General features: G+C 72.4%; 15 protein-coding genes. 7 read left to right on the top strand and 8 right to left on the bottom strand.

Annotated elements, in window-relative coordinates; genetic code table 11:
- Positions 1–183: 183 nt before the first annotated feature.
- The 3 genes from C7456_RS01055 to C7456_RS01045 form a co-directional block, all read right to left on the bottom strand.
- A complete protein-coding gene (locus tag C7456_RS01055) occupies positions 184–702 on the bottom strand; it encodes a hypothetical protein (protein ID WP_109721919.1) in 519 nt (172 codons plus the stop codon).
- Entirely contained in the window at positions 699–1241 is a 543-nt protein-coding gene (locus C7456_RS01050; RefSeq protein ID WP_109721918.1) for a GNAT family N-acetyltransferase, read from the bottom strand. Before C7456_RS01050 ends, C7456_RS01055 begins: the two co-directional genes overlap by 4 nt.
- A gap of 165 nt (positions 1242–1406) precedes the next feature.
- Entirely contained in the window at positions 1407–2576 is a 1170-nt protein-coding gene (locus C7456_RS01045; protein ID WP_109721917.1) for an acyl-CoA dehydrogenase family protein, read from the bottom strand.
- Between the two features lie 184 nt (positions 2577–2760).
- On the opposite strand from C7456_RS01045, the gene C7456_RS01040 reads away from it, so the two are divergent.
- The 5 genes from C7456_RS01040 to C7456_RS01020 all read left to right on the top strand — a co-directional run bounded on the left by C7456_RS01040 (position 2761) and on the right by C7456_RS01020 (position 7812).
- Positions 2761–3636, top strand: a complete 876-nt coding sequence (locus tag C7456_RS01040) for a DMT family transporter (RefSeq protein WP_109722110.1) — start codon at positions 2761–2763, stop codon at positions 3634–3636.
- A gap of 129 nt (positions 3637–3765) precedes the next feature.
- Positions 3766–4770, top strand: coding sequence for a sulfate ABC transporter substrate-binding protein (locus C7456_RS01035; RefSeq protein WP_109721916.1), 1005 nt, complete (start codon positions 3766–3768; stop codon positions 4768–4770).
- 200 nt (positions 4771–4970) lie between these two features.
- The gene (gene cysT / locus C7456_RS01030; protein ID WP_109721915.1) at positions 4971–5795 is read left to right on the top strand and encodes a sulfate ABC transporter permease subunit CysT; all 825 of its coding nucleotides are present in this window, start codon (positions 4971–4973) and stop codon (positions 5793–5795) included.
- Positions 5792–6661: a sulfate ABC transporter permease subunit CysW gene (gene cysW, locus C7456_RS01025; RefSeq protein ID WP_109721914.1), complete on the top strand. Its 870-nt coding sequence runs from the start codon at positions 5792–5794 to the stop codon at positions 6659–6661. The genes cysT and cysW overlap by 4 nt, the downstream gene beginning before the upstream one ends.
- 11 nt (positions 6662–6672) lie before the next feature.
- Positions 6673–7812 carry a sulfate/molybdate ABC transporter ATP-binding protein gene (locus C7456_RS01020; RefSeq protein ID WP_109721913.1) on the top strand — a complete coding sequence of 380 codons (1140 nt, stop codon included), beginning with the start codon at positions 6673–6675 and terminating at the stop codon, positions 7810–7812.
- A gap of 123 nt (positions 7813–7935) precedes the next feature.
- On the opposite strand, the gene C7456_RS01015 is transcribed toward C7456_RS01020, so the two are convergent.
- On the bottom strand, positions 7936–9069 hold the full coding sequence (locus C7456_RS01015; protein ID WP_109721912.1) for an OprO/OprP family phosphate-selective porin: 1134 nt from the start codon (positions 9067–9069) through the stop codon (positions 7936–7938).
- 241 nt (positions 9070–9310) lie between these two features.
- Between C7456_RS01015 and C7456_RS01010 the strand changes: the two genes are divergently transcribed.
- Positions 9311–9562 (top strand): hypothetical protein, encoded by a 252-nt coding sequence (locus tag C7456_RS01010; protein ID WP_139942876.1) that lies wholly within the window; start codon positions 9311–9313, stop codon positions 9560–9562.
- Between the two features lie 23 nt (positions 9563–9585).
- Positions 9586–10881: a DUF6895 family protein gene (locus C7456_RS01005; RefSeq protein ID WP_109721910.1), complete on the top strand. Its 1296-nt coding sequence runs from the start codon at positions 9586–9588 to the stop codon at positions 10879–10881.
- A 572-nt stretch (positions 10882–11453) separates the two neighbouring features.
- On the opposite strand, the gene C7456_RS01000 is transcribed toward C7456_RS01005, so the two are convergent.
- The 4 genes from C7456_RS01000 to C7456_RS00985 all read right to left on the bottom strand — a co-directional run bounded on the left by C7456_RS01000 (position 11454) and on the right by C7456_RS00985 (position 19127).
- The gene (locus tag C7456_RS01000; RefSeq protein WP_109721909.1) at positions 11454–11672 is read right to left on the bottom strand and encodes a hypothetical protein; all 219 of its coding nucleotides are present in this window, start codon (positions 11670–11672) and stop codon (positions 11454–11456) included.
- Between the two features lie 139 nt (positions 11673–11811).
- Complete coding sequence (locus tag C7456_RS00995; RefSeq protein ID WP_109721908.1) at positions 11812–12741, bottom strand: 5'-nucleotidase; 930 nt, start codon at positions 12739–12741, stop codon at positions 11812–11814.
- Between the two features lie 147 nt (positions 12742–12888).
- Positions 12889–13650, bottom strand: a complete 762-nt coding sequence (locus tag C7456_RS00990; protein ID WP_109721907.1) for an NAD kinase — start codon at positions 13648–13650, stop codon at positions 12889–12891.
- A gap of 551 nt (positions 13651–14201) precedes the next feature.
- Positions 14202–19127: an NAD-glutamate dehydrogenase gene (locus tag C7456_RS00985; protein ID WP_109721906.1), complete on the bottom strand. Its 4926-nt coding sequence runs from the start codon at positions 19125–19127 to the stop codon at positions 14202–14204.
- Between the last annotated feature and the right edge of the window lie 9 nt (positions 19128–19136).

Genomic DNA, 19136 nt, shown 5'->3' with positions numbered 1-19136 from the left:
TCATGGCAAGCCCCCGCCCATCACCCCGGCCCTCTCCCCAAAGGGGAGAGGGCGCAGCCCCGGCGGCGACCTTGGAAAGGTTGGATGTGTTCGCGGGCATTCGATGCGCGCTTCCGCTCCCTCTCCCCGCCGGGGAGAGGGTTGGGGTGAGGGGCCAACCTTGCGACACGCTCCGCAATGGCCTCATGGCAAGCCCCCGCCCATCACCCCGGCCCTCTCCCCGGCGGGGAGAGGGAGAAGGCTGCGCAATGCGGCGGCGCGCCGGAGGTCCTTGTCGCGCCCGAAGCCCTCCAGGAGGCGCACCTGCTCGGCCACCGCCGGCACCGGCACGGCCAGCCCGTCCACCCCGACCAGCATCAGCCGGCCGGGCCGCACCGGCCGCCACGCGCCGTCGGCGAACAGCTCCAGCCCGCCCATCACCTCCACCGGCAGGCCGGGGAAGCGGTAGCGGGCGAAGCGCGAGCGGAAGCAATCCGCCGCGGCCGGCGCGTGGCCGCGCTCGCGGCGGGACGCCCACGCTTCCTCCAGCCGCCCGGCGTCGGCGGGGGACGCCAGCACGTCCACGTCGGCCACGCCGGTATCCGCCCCGGCGAGCAGCGCCGCGGCGCTGCCGATCAGGCACCACGGGTCGACGCAGTGCACGTGCAGGTCCGGTACCGCCTCGGCCAGCGCGACGTAGAGCGGGGGCGGGACGTGGCTCATGCGCGGCGGCGGCGCCAGTCCTCGCGGCGCTGGCCCCAGATCTCGACCGGCGCGTCCTCGTAGGGCGGCGGCAGGCGGCCCGGGCCGCGGCAGGTGGAGCCGAGCCGCTGCGCCAGTTTCTGCGAGGCGCGGTTCGCCGGGTCGATCGAATGGATCATCTCGTCCCAGCCCAGGTGCTCGAAGGTCCAGTCGATCGCCGCCACGCAGCCCTCGTAGGCGTAGCCCTTGCCCCAGGCGTGCCGCGCCAGGCCCCAGCCGACCTCGCGCCCCGGCCAGCCCTCCGGGTACCAGGGGCCGAGCCGGCCGATCCAGCGCCCGCTGGACTTCTCGATCACCGAGAACATCGAGAAGCCCTGGATCATCCAGGCGCCCGCCGAGGCCAGGAAGCCGCGCCAGGCCACCGCGCGCGGCTGCTGCCCGCCGATGAAGCGCGCCGCCTCGGCGTCGGCCATGTTGGCCGCGTAGGCGTCGAAGTCCTCGATGCGCGGCGGGCGCAGGATCAGGCGTTCGGTTTCGATGCGGAAGTCGGCGATCGGCATGGCGGGGCCTGTGCTTGCTTCCTCTCCTCCGGAGAGAGGGCCGAGGTAAAGGGGCGGTCTTGCGGCAGCCGGTGATCGGGACGCGCACTCGGACGAGTGCCTTCGCCAGCCCCGGCCCCTCGCCCCGGCCCCCTCCCCGGAGGGGAGAGGGCGCGGTTCGTGGGGTCAGAAGGCGTTGATGCCGGTCAGCTCGCGGCCCACCACCAGCTGGTGCACCGTCTCGGTGCCCTCGTAGGTGATCACCGACTCCAGGTTCAGCGCGTGGCGGATCGCCGCATGCTCGGTGGTGATGCCGGCGCCACCGAGGATGTCGCGGCACTCGCGCGCGATGTCCAGCGCCATGCGCACGTTGTTCCACTTGGCCAGCGAGACCTGCGTCGGCTGCACCGTGCCGGCGTCCTTCAGGCGCCCGAGCTGCAGCGAGAGCAGCTGCGCCGTGGTGATGCGCCGGGCCATGTCGGCGAGCTTGAGCTGGATCGCCTGGTTGGCCGCCAGCGGCCGGCCGAACAGCACGCGCTCGCGCGTGTAGTCGAGCGCTTCCTTCAGGCACGCCTGTGCGGCGCCGATCGGCCCCCAGGTGATGCCGTAGCGCGCCTGGGTCAGGCAGCCCAGCGGCCCCTTGAGGCCCTTCGCGTTGGGCAGGCGGTTGGCCTCGGGCACGCGCACGTCGTCGAAGAACAGCGCGCTGGTCACCGAGGCGCGCAGGCTCATCTTCTTGTGCACCTCCTGCGCGGCGAAGCCCTTGCTGTCGGTGGGCACGATGAAGCCCTGGATGCCGTCCGCGGTCTGCGCCCAGACGACCGCGATGTGCGCCAGGTTGCCGTTGGTGATCCACATCTTGGCGCCGTTGATCACCCAGTCGCCGCCGTCCTTCTTCGCGTTCGTCTTCATGTTGGCCGGGTCGGAGCCGCCGTGCGGCTCGGTCAGGCCGAAGCAGCCGATGATCTCGCCCGCCGCCATCTTCGGCAGGTAGTGCAGCTTCTGCTCCTCCGTGCCGTAGGCGTAGATCGGGTACATGCACAGCGAGCTCTGCACCGAGGCGAAGCTGCGCAGGCCCGAGTCGCCGCGCTCCAGCTCCTGGCAGATCAGGCCGTAGCTGACCCCGTTCATGCCGGCGCAGCCGTACTTCTCCGGGATGGTGGCGCCGAGCAGGCCCAGCGCGGCGATCTCCGGCACCAGCTCCCTCGGGAAGCGGCCCTGGTCGAAGCAGTCGCCGATGATCGGCAGCACGCGCTCGTCGACGAAGCGCCCCACGGTGTCCTGCACCATGCGCTCCTCCTCGGTGAGCAGCGAGCGGACGTCGTACAGGTCGAGCGGATTCAGGCTGGCGGCCATGCGTGGGTTCCGTTTGCGGGCGGGAAATCGGTGCATTTTAGCCGGCGCCCGGGGAGCGGTCATGCCGGGGTGCAGCAGTACGCCGCGGTAGGTGATCGGGTGCGGCTGTGCGACCATGGCGGCCACCATGACCGTCGTCCCCGGCGCGGCCGGCACGGAAATGCGCGACTCCACCGGAACGTCCATGTTCAAAGGTGTCCTCCTGGGCTTCGCCTCCTTCGCGGCCTACGCGATCAGCGACGCCTTCGTGAAATCGCTGCGCGGCGGCGTGCCGGCCTACGAGGCGGTGTTCATCGGCGCCCTGCTCGGCCTGGCCGCGCTGCCGCTGGTCAAGGGGCGCGGGGAATCCTGGCGCGACGCGGTGACCGCCCGCCGCCCCGGGCTGTGGTGGGTGCGCGCGGTCACCGGCGCGATCTGCAACATCTCCTCGGTGACCGCCTTCACCCTGCTGCCGATGGCCGAGGTGTTCGCGCTGATCTTCCTGATGCCGATCTTCGTGACCCTGCTGTCGGTGCTGTTCCTCAAGGAACACGTGGGCTGGCGGCGCTGGTCGGCGGTGGTGGCCGGCTTCGTCGGCGTGCTGGTGGTGCTGCGGCCCGGCTTCCGGCACCTGGGGCTGGGCCACGCGGCGGCGATCGCCTGCGGGCTGTCCGGCGCGGTGTCGGTGATCGCGCTGCGCCTGGCCGGCCCGCACGAGAAGCGGGTCAGCCTGTACGGCGCCGGCATGGTCGGCCCGCTGATCGTGGGCGGGCTGCTGATGCTGCCCGGCTTCGTCTGGCCCGACCTGCGCCAGTGGTGGCTGCTGGCCGGCTACGGCCTGCTCGCCGCGCTGGCCGCCGTGCTGCTGATGTACGCGACCCTGCTGGCGCACGCCAACCGCGTGGCGCCCACCCAGTACAGCCAGATGCTGTGGGCGATCGGCTTCGGCTACTGGCTGTTCGGCGACCGGCTGGACTGGCCGATGCTGGCCGGCATCGCGCTGATCCTCGGCGCCGGCATCTTCACGCTGGTGCGTGAGGAAAAGGTTACGCCGTGGTGGCGCCGGGCCAAGATGATCTGAACGGCCGTTCTGGTATGAACGTCTAGCCGTCCAAACGGGTGGCTCGCCATATCGTTATGTCCACGTGTCGTTTTCGCGCCCGGCCGGCTTTGGCTAGGCTGTCCTTCCCGCTGCCTGAAGGAGTCGAACATGCAAGCGTCCCGATGGGCTCTCATGCTGGCCATGGCGCTCGGCGCCGCCGCCGCGCAGGCCAAGGACCTCGTCCTGCTCAACGTTTCCTACGACCCCACCCGCGAGCTGTACGCCGACGTCAACCGCAGCTTCGCCGCGCAGTGGCAGGCCGCCCACCCGGGCGACCGCCTGACCATCCGCCAGTCCAACGGCGGCTCCGGCAAGCAGGCGCGCGCGGTGGTGGACGGCCTGCCCGCCGACGTGGTCACCCTGGCGCTGGCCTACGACATCGACGCGATCGCCGACCACGGCCTGCTCGCCGCCGACTGGCAGAAGCGCCTGCCGGACAACAGCTCGCCCTACACCTCCACCATCGTGTTCCTGGTGCGCAAGGGCAACCCGAAGGGCATCCGCGACTGGCCCGACCTGGTCAAGCCCGGCGTGCAGGTGATCACGCCCAACCCCAAGACCTCCGGCGGCGCGCGCTGGAACTTCCTGGCCGCCTGGGGCTGGGCGCTGAAGCAGCCGGGCGGCGACGAGGCGAAGGCGCGCGCCTACGTCGAGACGCTCTACAAGCACGTGCCGGTGCTCGACACCGGCGCGCGTGGCGCCACCAACACCTTCGCGCAGCGCGGCGTGGGCGACGTGCTGATCGCCTGGGAGAACGAGGCGCTGCAGGCGCGGCAGGAGCTCGGCGCCGACAGGTTCGAGATCGTGGTGCCCTCGCTCAGCATCCTGGCCGAGCCGCCGGTGGCGGTGGTGGACAAGGTGGCCGCGCAGCACGGCACGCAGGAGGTGGCCGAGGCGTACCTGAAGTTCCTCTACACGCCGCAGGGCCAGGAGATCGCCGCCAGGCACTACTACCGCCCGCGCGACGCCGCGGTCGCCGCGAAGCACGCCGCCGCCTTCCCGCAGGTACGCACCTTCACCATCGACCAGGTGTTCGGCGGCTGGCGCAAGGCGCAGGCGCGGTTCTTCGCCGACGGCGGCGTGTTCGACCAGTTCAAGCCGGGGACGCCGTAGCCTCCACCCGTCATTCCGGCGAAAGCCGGAATCCAGTTCGAGTGATGCCGTGCGAAGCACACTGCTTAAAGGTTTTGCCCGCTTCGCGGAACATATTTCAACTGGATTCCGGCTTTCGCCGGAATGACGGCGAGGAGACGGATGGCCGCGTCGAACCCGCCGCCCGAACCAGAAACGATCCAGGCAACCGATCCAGACGCATGAGAAGACGCATCCTGCCCGGCTTCGGCCTCAGCCTCGGCTACGCGCTGGCGTACCTGGGGCTGGTCGTGCTGCTGCCGCTGGCCGCGCTGGCCTGGAAAGCCAGCGCGATCGGGCCCGGCCAGCTGCTGCACCTGCTGGCCGCGCCGCGCACGCTGGCCGCGCTGAAGCTCAGCTTCGGCGGCGCGCTGCTGGCGGCGCTGGCGGACGGCGCGATCGGCCTGCTGGTCGGCTGGGTGCTGGTGCGCTACCGCTTCCCCGGCCGGCGCCTGCTCGACGCGCTGGTGGACCTGCCCTTCGCCCTGCCCACCGCGGTGGCCGGCATCGCGCTGACCGCGCTGTACGCCCCCAACGGCTGGCTCGGCCGCTGGCTGGAGCCGCACGGCCTCAAGATCGCCTACGCGCCGGCCGGCGTGCTGGTGGCGATGGTGTTCGTCGGCTTCCCGTTCGTGGTGCGCACCCTGCAGCCGGTGCTGGAATCGCTGGAGAGCGACGTGGAGGAAGCCGCCACCACGCTGGGCGCCACCCGCGCGCAGACCTTCCTGCGGGTGATCGCGCCGGTGCTGCTGCCCACCCTGCTCACCGGCTTCGCGCTGGCGCTGGCGCGCGCGGTGGGCGAGTACGGCTCGGTGATCTTCATCGCCGGCAACCTGCCGATGAAGTCGGAGATCGCGCCGCTGCTGATCGTGCAGCAGCTGGAGGAGTTCGACTACACGGGCGCCGCCGCGCTGGGCACGGCGATGCTGCTGGTGTCGCTGCTGCTGCTGCTGGCGGTGACCCTGCTGCAGCGCTGGAGCCGGCGCTGGGCCGAGGTGCGCGCATGAGCGCGGCGGCCGCGCCGCGCGGCGCCCGGCGGTGGCGGTCGCGCGCCGCGCGCGCGGGGCTGGTGCTGGCCGCGCTCGGCTTCATGGCGCTGTTCCTGCTGCTGCCGCTGGCCGCGGTGTTCGCCGAGGCGCTGCGCCAGGGCGCCAGGGCCTTCCTCGCCGCGATCGCGCAGCCGGAGGCCGGCGCGGCGATCCGGCTGACCCTGCTGGTGGCGGCGATCGCGGTGCCGCTCAACCTGGTGTTCGGCGTGGCCGCGGCGTGGGCGATGACGCGCTTCGAGTTTCCCGGCAAGGCGCTGCTCGGCGCGCTGATCGACCTGCCGTTCTCGGTCTCGCCGGTGATCGCCGGCCTGGTCTACGTGCTGCTGTTCGGCGCGCAGGGCTGGTTCGGGCCGTGGCTGGCGGCGCACGGGCTGCAGGTGATCTTCGCGGTGCCGGGGCTGGTGCTGGCCACGGTGTTCGTCACCCTGCCCTTCGTGGCGCGCGAGCTGATCCCGCTCATGCAGGCGCAGGGCGGCGAGGAGGAGGAGGCCGCGCGCACGCTGGGCGCCAACGGCTGGCAGATGTTCTTCCGCGTCACCCTGCCCAACATCCGCTGGGCGCTGCTGTACGGCGTGCTGCTGTGCAACGCCCGCGCGATGGGCGAGTTCGGCGCGGTGTCGGTGGTGTCCGGGCACATCCGCGGGCTGACCACCACGATGCCGCTGGAGGTGGAGATGCGCTACAACGAATACGACTACGTCGGCGCCTTCGCGGTCGCCTCGCTGCTCGCCCTGCTCGCGCTGGTCACCCTCGCCGCCAAGAGCCTGCTGGAGTGGCGCTACGGCCACGAGATCGCCGCCCGCGCGACGGGCGCCCGCCGCTGAAGACGAACCGCATGACCATCGAACTCGCCCGCCTCTCCCGCCGCTTCGCCGGCTTCGCCGCGCTCGACGAGGTGAACCTCGCCATCGCGCCCGGCGAATTCGTCGCCCTGCTCGGCCCTTCCGGCTCGGGCAAGACCACCCTGCTGCGCATCCTCGCCGGGCTGGACTATCCCGACGCCGGCACGGTGACGCAGGACGGCCGCGACCTGCTCGCGGTGGACGCGCGCGCGCGCAAGGTCGGGCTGGTGTTCCAGCACTACGCGCTGTTCCGCCACCTCACCGTCACCGAGAACGTCGCCTTCGGCCTGCGCGTGCGGCCGCGGCGGGTGCGGCCCAGCCGCGCGGAGATCGCCGCGCGCGTGGACAAGCTGCTCAGGCGCGTGCAGCTCGACGGCCTGGGCGACCGCTACCCCTCCCAGCTCTCCGGCGGCCAGCGCCAGCGCGTGGCGCTGGCCCGCGCGCTGGCGGTGGAGCCGGACCTGCTGCTGCTGGACGAGCCCTTCGGCGCGCTGGACGCGCAGGTGCGCGTGGCGCTGCGCCGCTGGCTGCGCCACCTGCACGAGGAGCTGGGCCTGACCACGGTGTTCGTCACCCACGACCAGGAGGAGGCGCTGGAGCTGGCCGACCGCGTGGTGGTGATGAACCGCGGCCGCATCGAGCAGGTCGGCACGCCCGAGGCGATCTACCAGCAGCCCGCGACGCCGTTCGTGTGCGAGTTCATCGGCAAGGCCAACAGGCTGACGCTGCGCCGCAGGAACGGCGCGCTGTACGCCGGGCCGCTGCGGCTGGACGCCGACCCGTGGCCGGCGCCGCAGGAAGGCGCGGCGCTGGCCTACGTCCGCCCCGAGCACCTGGCGCTGTCCGCCACCGCGCTGGAGGACGGCTGGCCGGCGCGGCTGCGGCACGTCTACCTGTCCGGCAGCATCGCGCACCTGGAGCTGGAGGTGGAGGCGCTGGGCCAGGTGCTGGAAGCCGAGATGGGCGGCGAGGAGGCGCAGCGCCGCGGCCTGCACCCGGGCATGACGCTGACCGTGCAGCCGCGCGCGCTCACCGCGTTCCCGCTGGACCCGGCCAGCGGCGAGCCGGAGGCCGCCGCGCGGCGCACGCTGCGGCCGCACTACGGGCAGGCCACGGTGGCGCGCTGGCGCTGAGCCGGCGCGCTGGCGGTCGTCGCGGGCATCGCGGCCGGAGGCCGCTCCCCACGGTGGCTGTGGTGGATGTGGAATCGTCGTGGCCGGAGGCCGCGATGGCCGAAACCGCGCGAAGCAACCGGCTCAGAACGCCAGCTGCGCGCGCAGCGCGTAGACGTGCGGGTCCAGCCGCAACGTCCCGCGGCTGCTGAACACGCGGATGTAGTTCGCCTGCAGCTTGAAGTGCGCGCCCAGGTACCAGTTCAGCCCCAGCGTGGCGTCGCGCTCGCGCCCGCCCTGCACGCCGGCGTCGTTCAAGTCCAGCGCCGCATAGCGCGCGGCCAGCTCGAACGCGCCCCAGCCGCGCGCCGGCGCGGGATTGCCGAACCCGCTGTTGCGGTAGCTGCGCGACTCGCCGGTGAGCAGCCAGCTCGCCGAGACGTAGTAGCCCGCGCCGGTGAAGTCCGGCGCCGACCAGCGCCGCGCGCGCAGGCTCAGGTATTCGCCCTGCAGCAGCAGCGGCCCGTGCAGCCAGCCCGCCTCCAGGCCCTCGCGCAGGATGCGGTCCACGCCCTTCAGGTTGCCGGTGTCGACCAGCCGGATGTCGGTGAGGTTCACCTCCGGCCGCGCGCGCACGCGGCCGGTGCGGTCGTCGCGGTTCTCGCGCGAGGCGGTCAGCCCCAGGTGCAGCACCTCGCCCTTGCGCAGCACCGGCGTGTAGACCGCGCGCGCGGAGGACGTCGCGCCGGCCGCGTCGTCGTTGAGGTCGTGCCGGCCGAAGTAGGCCAGCTGCAGCAGCCAGTGCGGGATCGCCGCGTAGGACCATTCCAGCCCGACGCGGCGTCCCTCGTGGACCGCCTGCTCGGGCAGGCTGCGCTCGAGGAAGGTGGTGGCGCCGGAGCCGGTGTTGCCGTCCTCCCAGCCCACCTGGGTCTTGAACTGGCCGAGGCGGAAGCGCCCGGCGCCGGTGTTCAAGGCCACGTAGTTGTCCAGCCAGGTGCGCGGCTGGAAGTCGTAGCCGGCCTGGATCTCCAGCAGGTCGTCCTTGCGCAGGTAGAGGTCGACCTCCTTGCGGCGCAGGGTGCGCGCGTCCTCGAAGCGGTGGCTGCCGTCCGGCAGGCGGTCGTCGCCGAAGTCGTTGAGGTCGTACTGGAACAGCCCCTTCACGCCCGCCTGCACGCCGCCCAGCGCGATGCTGGTGGGCCAGTCGTCGCCGGCCGCCGACGCCGCTGCGGCGTAGCCCGCGATGAGGAAGAACAGTGCGATCCGCCGGCGCATGCGATGGTCCGTGATAAGTCCAGGGCATCGCCCACGATAGGCCGCGGCCGCCGGCTGTGAAATGACGATGCGACATGACTTTATGGGGGCCGCGGACGCCCGTCCGCCGATCCGCCCCGGCGTCCTGTCGGGCCTCGCCTACGCACATCCGCCTAGCTCCTCCGGGCAATGGGATCGGGCCCGGCACGCGAGTAGCTTGCCCCGCGCAGCGCGACCGCTGCGAGGAAGACGGAGCAGTGCCATGTCGAATCGGGTGAACCATCAGGAGATCGTCAAGAAGATCCTGGATGCGAAAGCGGTGGATTTCCAGGCCATCGGCAAGACCGTGGCCGAACTGGGGCCGGCGGCCTCGCTGGCGGACGAGCCATGGGACGTGTTCTGCGGCACCATGCGCACCTTCATCCGCCTGTACGTGCTCGACACCCCTGGTGGCTTCGGCGAGATCGAACGCCTGGCCGGCCTGCGCAACGTCGCCGGCGAGCTGGAACGCTGAGGCCACGCCAGGACGCCGCAGGGATGGAACGGGTCGCCGCCCCGCCGTCGCGCTGGTCCGCCGCGGACCTGGCGCGACGGCTCTGCCGCGTGCTCGACATCGCCGCGCACGCCGTCGAGCGGCTCGCCCCGGCCGGCTACGCCGACGCCGAGCAGCCGGCCAACAGCCTGCGCCCGGAGAAGGTGGTGGCGGAAACCGCGCTGCTGCTGCTGGCGGCCGCGGCGGCGGCTCCCGCGCATCCCGGCGTGCGGGCGGGCATCGCGCGCGCCGCGCGGCGCCTGCTGCCCCACGCGCGCGGCGAGCGCGTGCTGCGCGGCCTCTGCCTCGAACCGGCGCTGGCGCTGGACTACGCGCATGCGCACGTGTGCCTGGAGCGGATCGGCTATCCCGATCCCGCCTTCGACGCCCTGCTCGACCTGTCCGCGCAGGCCGCCGCGGGCCGCGAGCGTCCCCCGCACCGCATGCTCGAACAGCTGTGGAGCGCCGACCTGCACGCCGGCGCGTGCTCGCGCCGCCGCGGCGCGGCGCTCGCGCGGCTGTCGCAGCTCAACCTGCCGATGGACCTGCTCGGCGGCAGCCGCGAGGATGCCTACGCCTTCACCCACGCGCTGATGTACTGCGCGCGCTTCGGCCGGCCGCCGCTGCGCCTGCCGCGGCCGCGGCGCGCCGTGCTGGCGGAGGCCGAGGGCGCGCTGGCGCACTGCCTCGACGCGCAGGACTACGACCTGGCCGGCGAGCTGCTGCTGGCCTGGCCGCTCACCGGCGCCGCCTGGAGCCCGGCGGCCGCGTTCGCCTTCCGCGTGCTCGCCCGCGTCGTCGACGAGGCGGGCTTCCTGCCCGCGCCCGGCACGCGGCTCGACCGCCTGGAACTGCTGCAGGGCGACGCGCGCAAGCTCTACCTGCTCGCCACCTCGTACCACACCATCTACGTGATGGGCCTGCTCTGCGCGGCGGCGCTGCTGCCCGGCCGCGCGCCGCCCGCCTCCCCGCCCGCCGCGAAGCCGGCGACCGGCGTCGCCGCGCGCCTGCTCGCCGGGTGCGGCGACGAGGCCCCGCCGCCGCACTGGCGCGAGGATTTCGACCGGCTCGCCGCGCCCGAACGCGACGCCCTGGCCGGCCTGCTGCTCGACGTGGCCCTGCACCGGCGCGCGCGGCGCCGCGACTTCGCCGGCCTGCGCGCCCTGCTGGGCACCGCGTGGGAACTGGGCCTGGCCGACAGGCCCGTGGCCGGCCAGGCGGCGGAGCTGCTGCAGCGCGCGGCGGTCCTGCAGCGGCTCCTGCCGGCCGATCGGTCGCCGGCGGTGCCGGCAGCCGGTTGAAGTCGCCGCACACGGCTCGCCGGCATCGGGCGCAGCGTCCCGGCGCCGTGCGTCTCTTCCAAGCGCCCGTTCAAAATCTTCCGCGGAAATGCGCCAGGAAAGCCCGCGGGATGGACCGCGGCAAGTGGGGAGGACGCTGGCAGTCTCGCGTCAGGCCGATCGCGGCCGGAGGCCGCTCCCACAGGGGGGAACCCGCAAGGCCTTGCGGGAGCGGCCTCCGGCCGCGATGCCCGAACCCTCGCCTCACGCCCGCCACGCCACGCCGTCGCGGACCGGCATCCACTCCTCTCCTTGGCCCGCGCGCAGACGGCTCCGGGTGCAAGGCACGGAGAGATCGTGAACAGGCTCCAAGGAGGAACGCGGCGACGCCCTCCCGCAGCGACCCGCTGCCAGGAAACGCCGCGACGGCCGGAAAGCCTGAGGTCGTCGCGGCTTGCCGCCCGCCTGCACGGCATCGTCTGGAGTCCAACGAGCCTCGCGCCGGCCAGGACGCGAAGAACCAAAAAAAGCGGGGCGCCCCCAGGACGCCCCGCGCCATCGGCATGACGATCCTCGTGCGGCGGACGGACCGCTCAGCGGCGCTTCGGCGCGCGCTCGCGGTCGATCGCGGCCTGCGCCTCGCTCCGGCCCGCCTGCGCCAGGCAGCACTGCAGCTCCTGCGCCTGGCAGACGCTCTCCGGCTGGCCGCTGGCCAGGCACGACTGGTAGAGCACGATGCAGGGACGACAGAGCTTGATCACCGTCTGGGCCGCCGCGCTGCCGGCGCCGGCCGAGAGGACGAGCAGAAGCATGGGCACGAGCAAACGGGTACGTGACTTCATACGACTCCTCCATGAACCGCCACCGCGGCGGCCGCTCCACCTTAGCGCAGCGGGCGCCCGGCCGCCCGAACGGACGTTCGTACGCGCGGTTCCCCGCCGTCCCGGCGGCTCAGCGGTTGCTCACGCCGTGCGGCACGTGTCCGGTGGCCACGTGCTTGCGCGCGGACTCCACGTTGGCGGGCGAGTCGTCGAAGAAGATGTCGGCGCCGAAGGCGTCGAGGAACGGCCCCTTGTCGCGCCCGCCGAGGAACAGCGCCTCGTCGATGCGCACGCCCCAGCGGCGCAGGGTGAGGATCACCCGCTTGTGCGCGGGCGCCGAGCGCGCGGTGACCAGCGCAGTGCGGATCGGCGAGGCCTCGGCCGGGAACGCCGCCTGCAGCCGGTGCACCGCGCTGAGGAAGCCGCGGAACGGGCCGACCGAGAGCGGCTCGTCCGCGCGCTCGGTCTCGCTGCGGTGGAACGCCTCCAGCCCCTCCTCGCGCGAGACCCGCTCGCCCTCGTCGCCGAAGATCACCGCGTCGCCGTCGAAGGCGATGCGCAGCTGCTCGCCGGCGCGCGGCGGCGCGCTGGACGGCAGGATGGTGGCCGCCGCCACGCCGGCGGCGAGCGCGCGGCCCACGTCCTCGGCGTTGGCCGAGAGGAACAGGTCGGCCTTGAACGGCGCCACGTAGTCCGACGTCGGCGCGCCGCTGGTGAAGGCGGCGCGGCTGATCTCCAGCCCGTAGTGCTGGATCGAGTTGAAGATGCGCAGGCCGGTGTCGCCGGAATTGCGCGAGAGCAGGATCACCTCCACCGGCGGCACGTCGCCCGCCAGCCTGTTGAGGCCCAGCAGCTTCTGCACCAGCGGGAAGGCCACGCCGGGCTCGAGGATCTCCTCCTCGTGCGCGATCTGGAACTGGCGGTAGGCGTCCAGCCCCTCGCGCTCGAACAGCGCGTGGCTGTCGCCCATGTCGAACAGCGCGCGCGAGGAGATCGCCACCACCAGGCGGTTGTCGCTGGACGAGGAAGGATCGTGGGCGTTGCCGGCTTGCTTGCTCATGGCGCCAATCTACCGCAACGGGCGGGAAGGGAGAGGCCAGGAGCGAGGAGAGGGTGGAGAGGAGGGAGAAGGGAGAGAAGGCTCAGGCGGGCGGCCGCTTTTTCTCTCTCCCTTCTCACTCCTCTCCACTTTCCCCTGCTTTTTTCCTCAGTCCGGCGCGAACTGCTCGTCCAGGATGCGCTGCTCCAGGTTGTGTTCCGGGTCGAACAGCAGGCGCACGCCCTGCTCGGCGGCCTGGCCGACCTCCACCGTGCGCACGTCGCGCACCTCGAGGAAGTCCGCGGTGGCGCTTACCGGCCGCTTGCCCGGATCGAGCACGCGCAGGCTCACCCGGGTGCGGTGCGGCAGGATCGCGCCGCGCCAGCGGCGCGGGCGGAACGGGCTGATCGGGGTGAGCGCCAACACGTTGGCGTCCAGCGGCAGGATCGGCCCGTGCGCGGACAGGTTGTAGGCGGTGGAGCCGGCGGGCGTGGCGACCAGGATGCCGTCGCAGACCAGCACCGGCAGCTTCACCTCGCCGTTGAGCTTCACCTCCAGGTGCGCGGCCTGGTTGCTCTGGCGCAGCAGCGACACCTCGTTGAAGGCCAGCGCCTCGTGCGCCTGCCCGGCCGCGTCGGTGGCGCGCATCACCAGCGGGTAGAGCACGGCGGCGTGGGCGCGCGCGATGCGCTCGGGCAGATCCTCGACGTGGTGCTTGTTCATCAGGAAGCCGACCCGGCCGAGCTTCATGCCGTACACCGGCACGTCCAGCGTGCGGTGCGCGTGCAGGGTGCGCAGCATGAAGCCGTCGCCGCCCAGCGCCACGATCACCTCCGCCTCCAGCGGCGGCACGTCGCCGTAGCGATCCACCAGCTTGCGCCGGGCCTGCTGGGCATGCGGGGTCTCGCTGGCGACGAAGGCTAGGCGCATGGGGCTCGCGGGTCTCTCGGCATGGCGGGACGAGCTTACCGCAAGGATGCGGGGCGGCGGGACGAGTGGTGGTGGATGGATGATCCCGCGAGCCCCGGCCCCTCACCCCGGCCCTCTCCCCGGAGGGGAGAGGGAGCAAGGCGCGGCACGTCCGAAAGTTCCGCCCTGATTCGCCCCACCACTCGCCTCTCACTGCTCACCACACGCTTCTCGCTTCTCCTCCCTCGCCTCCCGCTTCTCGCTCGCGCAGCGAGCGTGAGGGGTGCGCGCAGGAGGCGCGCTGCTCTTCGGGGCCCCTATGGCGCGGCGGGTGGGCGGAACCCCGCCGGAGGCGGACCAAGACCCCGCAGCGTCAGGAAAAGCGCCGAGCGCAAGGCGACAACCGGGCCGCGTCGCCCTGGGCCCCGGCCCCGGATCGAGTCCGGGGCAGGCGCCGGGGCGACGGGAGTGAGAGGATGTCGCAAGCGTGGCCCCTCGCCCCGGCCCTCTCCCCGCAGGGGAGAGGGCGCGACAAGCAGGGCCACGCAACGCTTCAGCCAAGCACCAGCCCCTCAGCCCACCGGCACCTGCGCCAGCTGCGCCAGCCGGCGCACCGCCACCGAGGCGATCGGGTAGTCCGCATTCTGCGTGAGGATCTCCGCCAGCATGCTGCGCGTATGCCGGAGCGTGGGATCGTCGCGTTCCAGCCACGCCTGCACCGGCGAGGCGGCCTTGTCCGCGCCCGGCAGCGACAGCACCTGCAGCGCCAGCGCGCGGTGCTGGTGGTTGAGCTCGTCCAGCAGCGAGCCGCGCGCCTGCGCGTGCCAGTGGCCCTCCACCGGCAACGCCTCGATCTGGTCGCGCAGCCACTCCAGGTCCAGCGCCTCGGCCAGCTCGTAGAACACGCCGGCCACGCGGGCGATCGGCTGGCCGCTCTGCTGGGCCACCTCCACCATGTCCAGCGCGGCGCGCAGCTCCGGCAGGCGGGCCAGCCGCACCGACAGCTCGGCGGGCACGCCCAGGCCCTCCCACTTCTCCTGGCTGGACTCGAAGTCGCCCTTGCCGGTGGGCGTGAGCGCGGCGGGCAGCGCCTTGCGCAGCTCGCTCACCTGCGCCTGGTAGCGCTCCACGTTGGCGGCGATGTCCAGCGTGCCGCCGGGGCGGTTGAGCAGCCAGCGCGTCATGTGCCGCAGCAGGCTCCAGATCTGCAGCACGGCGTCGAGCTGGGTGCTCTCGGCCACCTGGCCGTCCAGCGCCTCGATCTCGCCCCACAGCTCGCGCGCGTCGAGGATCTCGCGCGCCGCGGTGTAGGCCTTGGCGATCGCCGCCGGCCCCTGCCCGGTGTCCTCCTGCATGCGCATCATGAAGGTGGCGCCCATGCGGTTGATCGTCGAGTTGGTCACCGCGGTGGCGATGATCTCGCGCTTGAGCCGGTGCCGCTGCATGTGCTCGGCGTACTTGCCGTGCAGCGGCTCGGGGAAGTAGCGCACCAGCTCCTTGGACAGGTACGGGTCCTCCGGCACGTCGGAGTCGAGCAGCTGCTGGTACAGCTTGATCTTGTCGTAGGACAGCAGCACCGCCAGCTCCGGCCGGGTCAGGCCCTGGCCGCGCGTCTTGCGCTCGGCCAGCTCGGCCTCGCCGGGCAGGTTCTCCACCTGGCGGTCGAGCAGGCCCTCCGCCTCCAGCGTGCGGATGAAGTGCGCCATCGAGCCGATGCGCTTGACCGACTGGCGCTCCATCAGGGTGATCGCCTGGTTCTGCCGGTAGTTGTCCCACAGCACCAGCTGCGCCACCTCGCCGGTCATGCTGGCCAGCAGCTGGTTGCGCTGCTCGGTGCTCAGCTCGCCGCGCTGCACGGCGTCGCCGAGCAGGATCTTGATGTTCACCTCGTGGTCGGAGGTGTCCACGCCGGCGGAGTTGTCGATGAAGTCGGTGTTGAGCAGCACGCCGTGCTGCGCGGCCTCGATGCGGCCCTTCTGGGTGAAGCCCAGGTTGCCGCCCTCGCCCACCACCTTGCAGCGCAGCTCCGCGCCGTTGACGCGCAGCGCGTTGTTGGCGCGGTCGCCCACGTCCGCGTGCGTCTCGCTGCTGGCCTTCACGTAGGTGCCGATGCCGCCGTTCCACAGCAGGTCCACCGGCGCCCTGAGGATCGCGCTCAGCAGCTCGCTCGGCGGCAGCTGGGTGACGTCGCCCTTGATGCCCAGCGCCGCGCGCACCTGCGGCGACACCGGGATGAACTTGGCGCTGCGCGGGTACACGCCGCCGCCCTCGGAGATCAGCGACTTGTCGTAGTCCTCCCAGGACGAGCGCGGCAGCCTGAACATGCGCTCGCGCTCGGCGAAGGACCTGGCCGCGTCCGGGTTGGGGTCGAGGAAGATGTGGCGATGGTCGAACGCCGCCACCAGCCGGATGTGCCGGGACAGCAGCATGCCGTTGCCGAACACGTCGCCGGACATGTCGCCGATGCCCACGCAGGTGAAGTCCTGGCCCTGGCTGTCGCGGCCCAGCGCGCGGAAGTGACGCTTGACCGACTCCCACGCGCCCTTGGCGGTGATGCCCATGGCCTTGTGGTCGTAGCCGTTGGAGCCGCCCGAGGCGAAGGCGTCGCCCAGCCAGAAGCCGTGCTCGATGGAGATGGCGTTGGCGATGTCGGAGAAGGTGGCGGTGCCCTTGTCGGCCGCCACCACCAGGTACGGGTCGTCGGCGTCGTGGCGCACCAGGTCGTGCGGCGGCACCACCTTGCCCTCGATCAGGTTGTCGGTGATGTCGAGCAGGCCGCTGATGAACATGCGGTAGCAGGCGATGCCCTCGGCCAGCTGCGCGTCGCGGTCGCCGCCGGCCGGCGGGCGCTTGACGTAGAAGCCGCCCTTGGAACCCACCGGCACGATCACGGTGTTCTTCACCATCTGCGCCTTGACCAGGCCCAGCACCTCGGTGCGGAAGTCCTCGCGGCGGTCGGACCAGCGCAGGCCGCCGCGCGCCACCGCGCCGAAGCGCAGGTGGATGCCCTCCACGCGCGGCGCGTAGACGAAGATCTCGCGGTACGGCACCGGCTTGGGCAGGTCCGGCACCTGGTGCGAGTCGAACTTGTAGCTGATGTAGGGCCGGTGCTGGCCGTCCCACTTCTGGAAGAAGCTGGTGCGCAGGGTGGCGCGGATCAGCGCCTTGAAGCTGCGCAGGATGCGGTCGTCGTCGAGGCTGGCCACGTTCTCCAGCAGCAGGCCGATGGCCTCCTCGATGCGCTGCGCCTGCTCCGCGCGCGGCAGCGACAGCGCGGCCACCAGGCCGTCGATCAGGCCCGGCTGGGCCTGCTGCAGTGCGGCCGGGATCAGCGCGGCCATCTCGGCGGCGAGCGCCGCGCCGGCGGCCTTGCGCTCGTCGGCCGACAGGCTCTCGCGGCGCGGGTCGAACTTGGCCAGGAACAGCTCCACCAGCAGGCCGGCGATCGCCGGGTAGCGGTTGAGCGCGTCCTCCATGTAGGACTGCGAGAAGGCCACGCCGGTCTGCAGCAGGTACTTGCAGTAGCCGCGCAGCATGGCGACCTGGCGCCAGTCGATCTGCGCGGCGAGCACCAGGTTGTTGAAGCCGTCGCTCTCGGCCTGGCCGCGCCACAGCGCCTCGAAGGCGCGCTCGAAGCGCCCGCCCAGCGCCATCACGTCGAACGCGAGGGCCGCCTTCGGCTTCAGCTCGAAGTCGTGGATGGTCAGCTCGCGGCCCTCGCTCTCCAGCGTGTAGACGTGCTCGGCCAGCATCCGCACGCCCATGTTCTCCAGCATCGGCAGCGCCTCGGACAGCGGGATCGGCGCGCCGAAGTGGATCACCTTGAAGCGCAGGTCGCCCTGCCCGCCGCGGTAGAGCTTGAGGTGGATCGCCTCCTCGCCCTTCAGCGCGGCCAGCGCGCGCACGTCGGCGGCGGCGTCCTCCGGCGACACCTCCTCGACGTAGCCGGCCGGCAGCAGGCGGCCGAAGCGGTTGAACAGCGCCACGCCCTGCGCCTCGCCCAGCGCGTTGACCAGGTTCTCGCGCAGGCCGTCCTGCCAATTGCGCACGATGCCGGCCACGCCCTGCTCCAGCGCGGCCACGTCGTAGGCCGGGCGGTCGCCGATCTTCGGGCGCACCACCACGTACAGGCGCGCCAGCGCGGCCTCGCCCAGCAGCACGGAGGAATCGACGTGCTCGCCGTGCAGCGCCTCGCCGAGCAGCCGCTCGATGCGCTCGCGCACCGTGGTGTTGAAGCGCTCGCGCGGCACGAACACCAGGCAGGTGAAGAAGCGGCCGTAGCGGTCGGCGCGCACGAACAGCCGGGTGCGCGCGCGCTGGCGCAGCTCCAGGATGCCCAGCGCGATGTCGTACAGCTCGTCCTCGCTGCCCTGGAACAGCTCGTCGCGCGGCAGCGTCTCCAGGATGTGGCGCAGCGACTTGCCGGAATAGGAGTCGCGCTTCAGGCCCGAACGCGCCAGCACCGTCTCCACCTTCTGCCGCACCAGCGGCACGTCCTGCGGGCGCGCCATGTAGGCGCTGGAGGTGAACAGGCCGAGGAAGCGCTGCTCGGCCACCGGCCGGCCGCTGGCGTCGAAGCGCAGCACGCCGACGTAGTCCATGTGGCCCGGCCGGTGCACGTGCGAGCGCGCGTTGGTCTTGGTCAGGATGATCGCGTCGGTGGCGCCCGACTGCGGCAGCTGGCTGGCCGCCAGCGTGCGCAGCGAGCGCGGCGCGAGCGAGCGCTCGCCGCCGTGCAGGATGCCCAGGCCGGTGCCCTCCTGCGCGCGCAGCACCTGGTCGCCGTCGGACCCGACCACCTCGTACTCGCGGTAGCCGAGGAAGGTGAAGTTGTCGGCGGCGAGCCAGCGCAGGAACTCGCTGGCCTCGCGGGCGGCCGACGGCTCCAGCGGCGGTTGGCGCTGCGGCAGCTCGTCGGCGATCGCCTGCGCGCGCCCGCGCATCGCCGCCCAGTCGCGCACCGCCAGGCGCACGTCCTCCAGCGCGTCCTCCACCTGCGCCCGCAGCCTGGCCAGCCCCGCCTCGTCGGCGATGCGGTCCACCTCGAAGTGCATCACCGACTCGGCCGCGCCCTCCTCGTCGCCCAGCCTGCGCAGCCGCCCGTCGGCGTCGCGCTGCACCTTCACCACCGGATGGATCACCGCGTGGATCTGCAGCTCCGCCGAGGCCAGCATGGTGACCGTGTCGACCAGGAACGGCATGTCGTCGGTGACCACCTCGATCACGCTGTGCCCGTTCCGCTCCGCCGGCGGATTGACCACGCGCACGCCGGCGCGGCCGGGCTGGCGCTGCTGCATGAAGTCGAGCAGGTCGGCGATCTGCGCGGCCCACACCGCGGGCGCGTGCATCTGCATGTCGCTCGCGCTCATCCGCGCGAAAAAGGCGCTGATAAAAAATTGCGCCTCATCAAGGCGCTGGGTCGGGAAGCCGCTCTTTTTCAGTTCCTCGAAGACAACAGACGGGATCGGGCTGTCGCTGGTCGCTCGAATGGCATTCATGGCATCTGG

It is taken from the genome of Fulvimonas soli (assembly GCF_003148905.1).
Classification (GTDB): Bacteria; Pseudomonadota; Gammaproteobacteria; order Xanthomonadales; family Rhodanobacteraceae; genus Fulvimonas; species Fulvimonas soli.
Note: the sequence above shows the minus strand (reverse complement) of the source record. Positions and strands in the feature narration are given on the sequence as shown.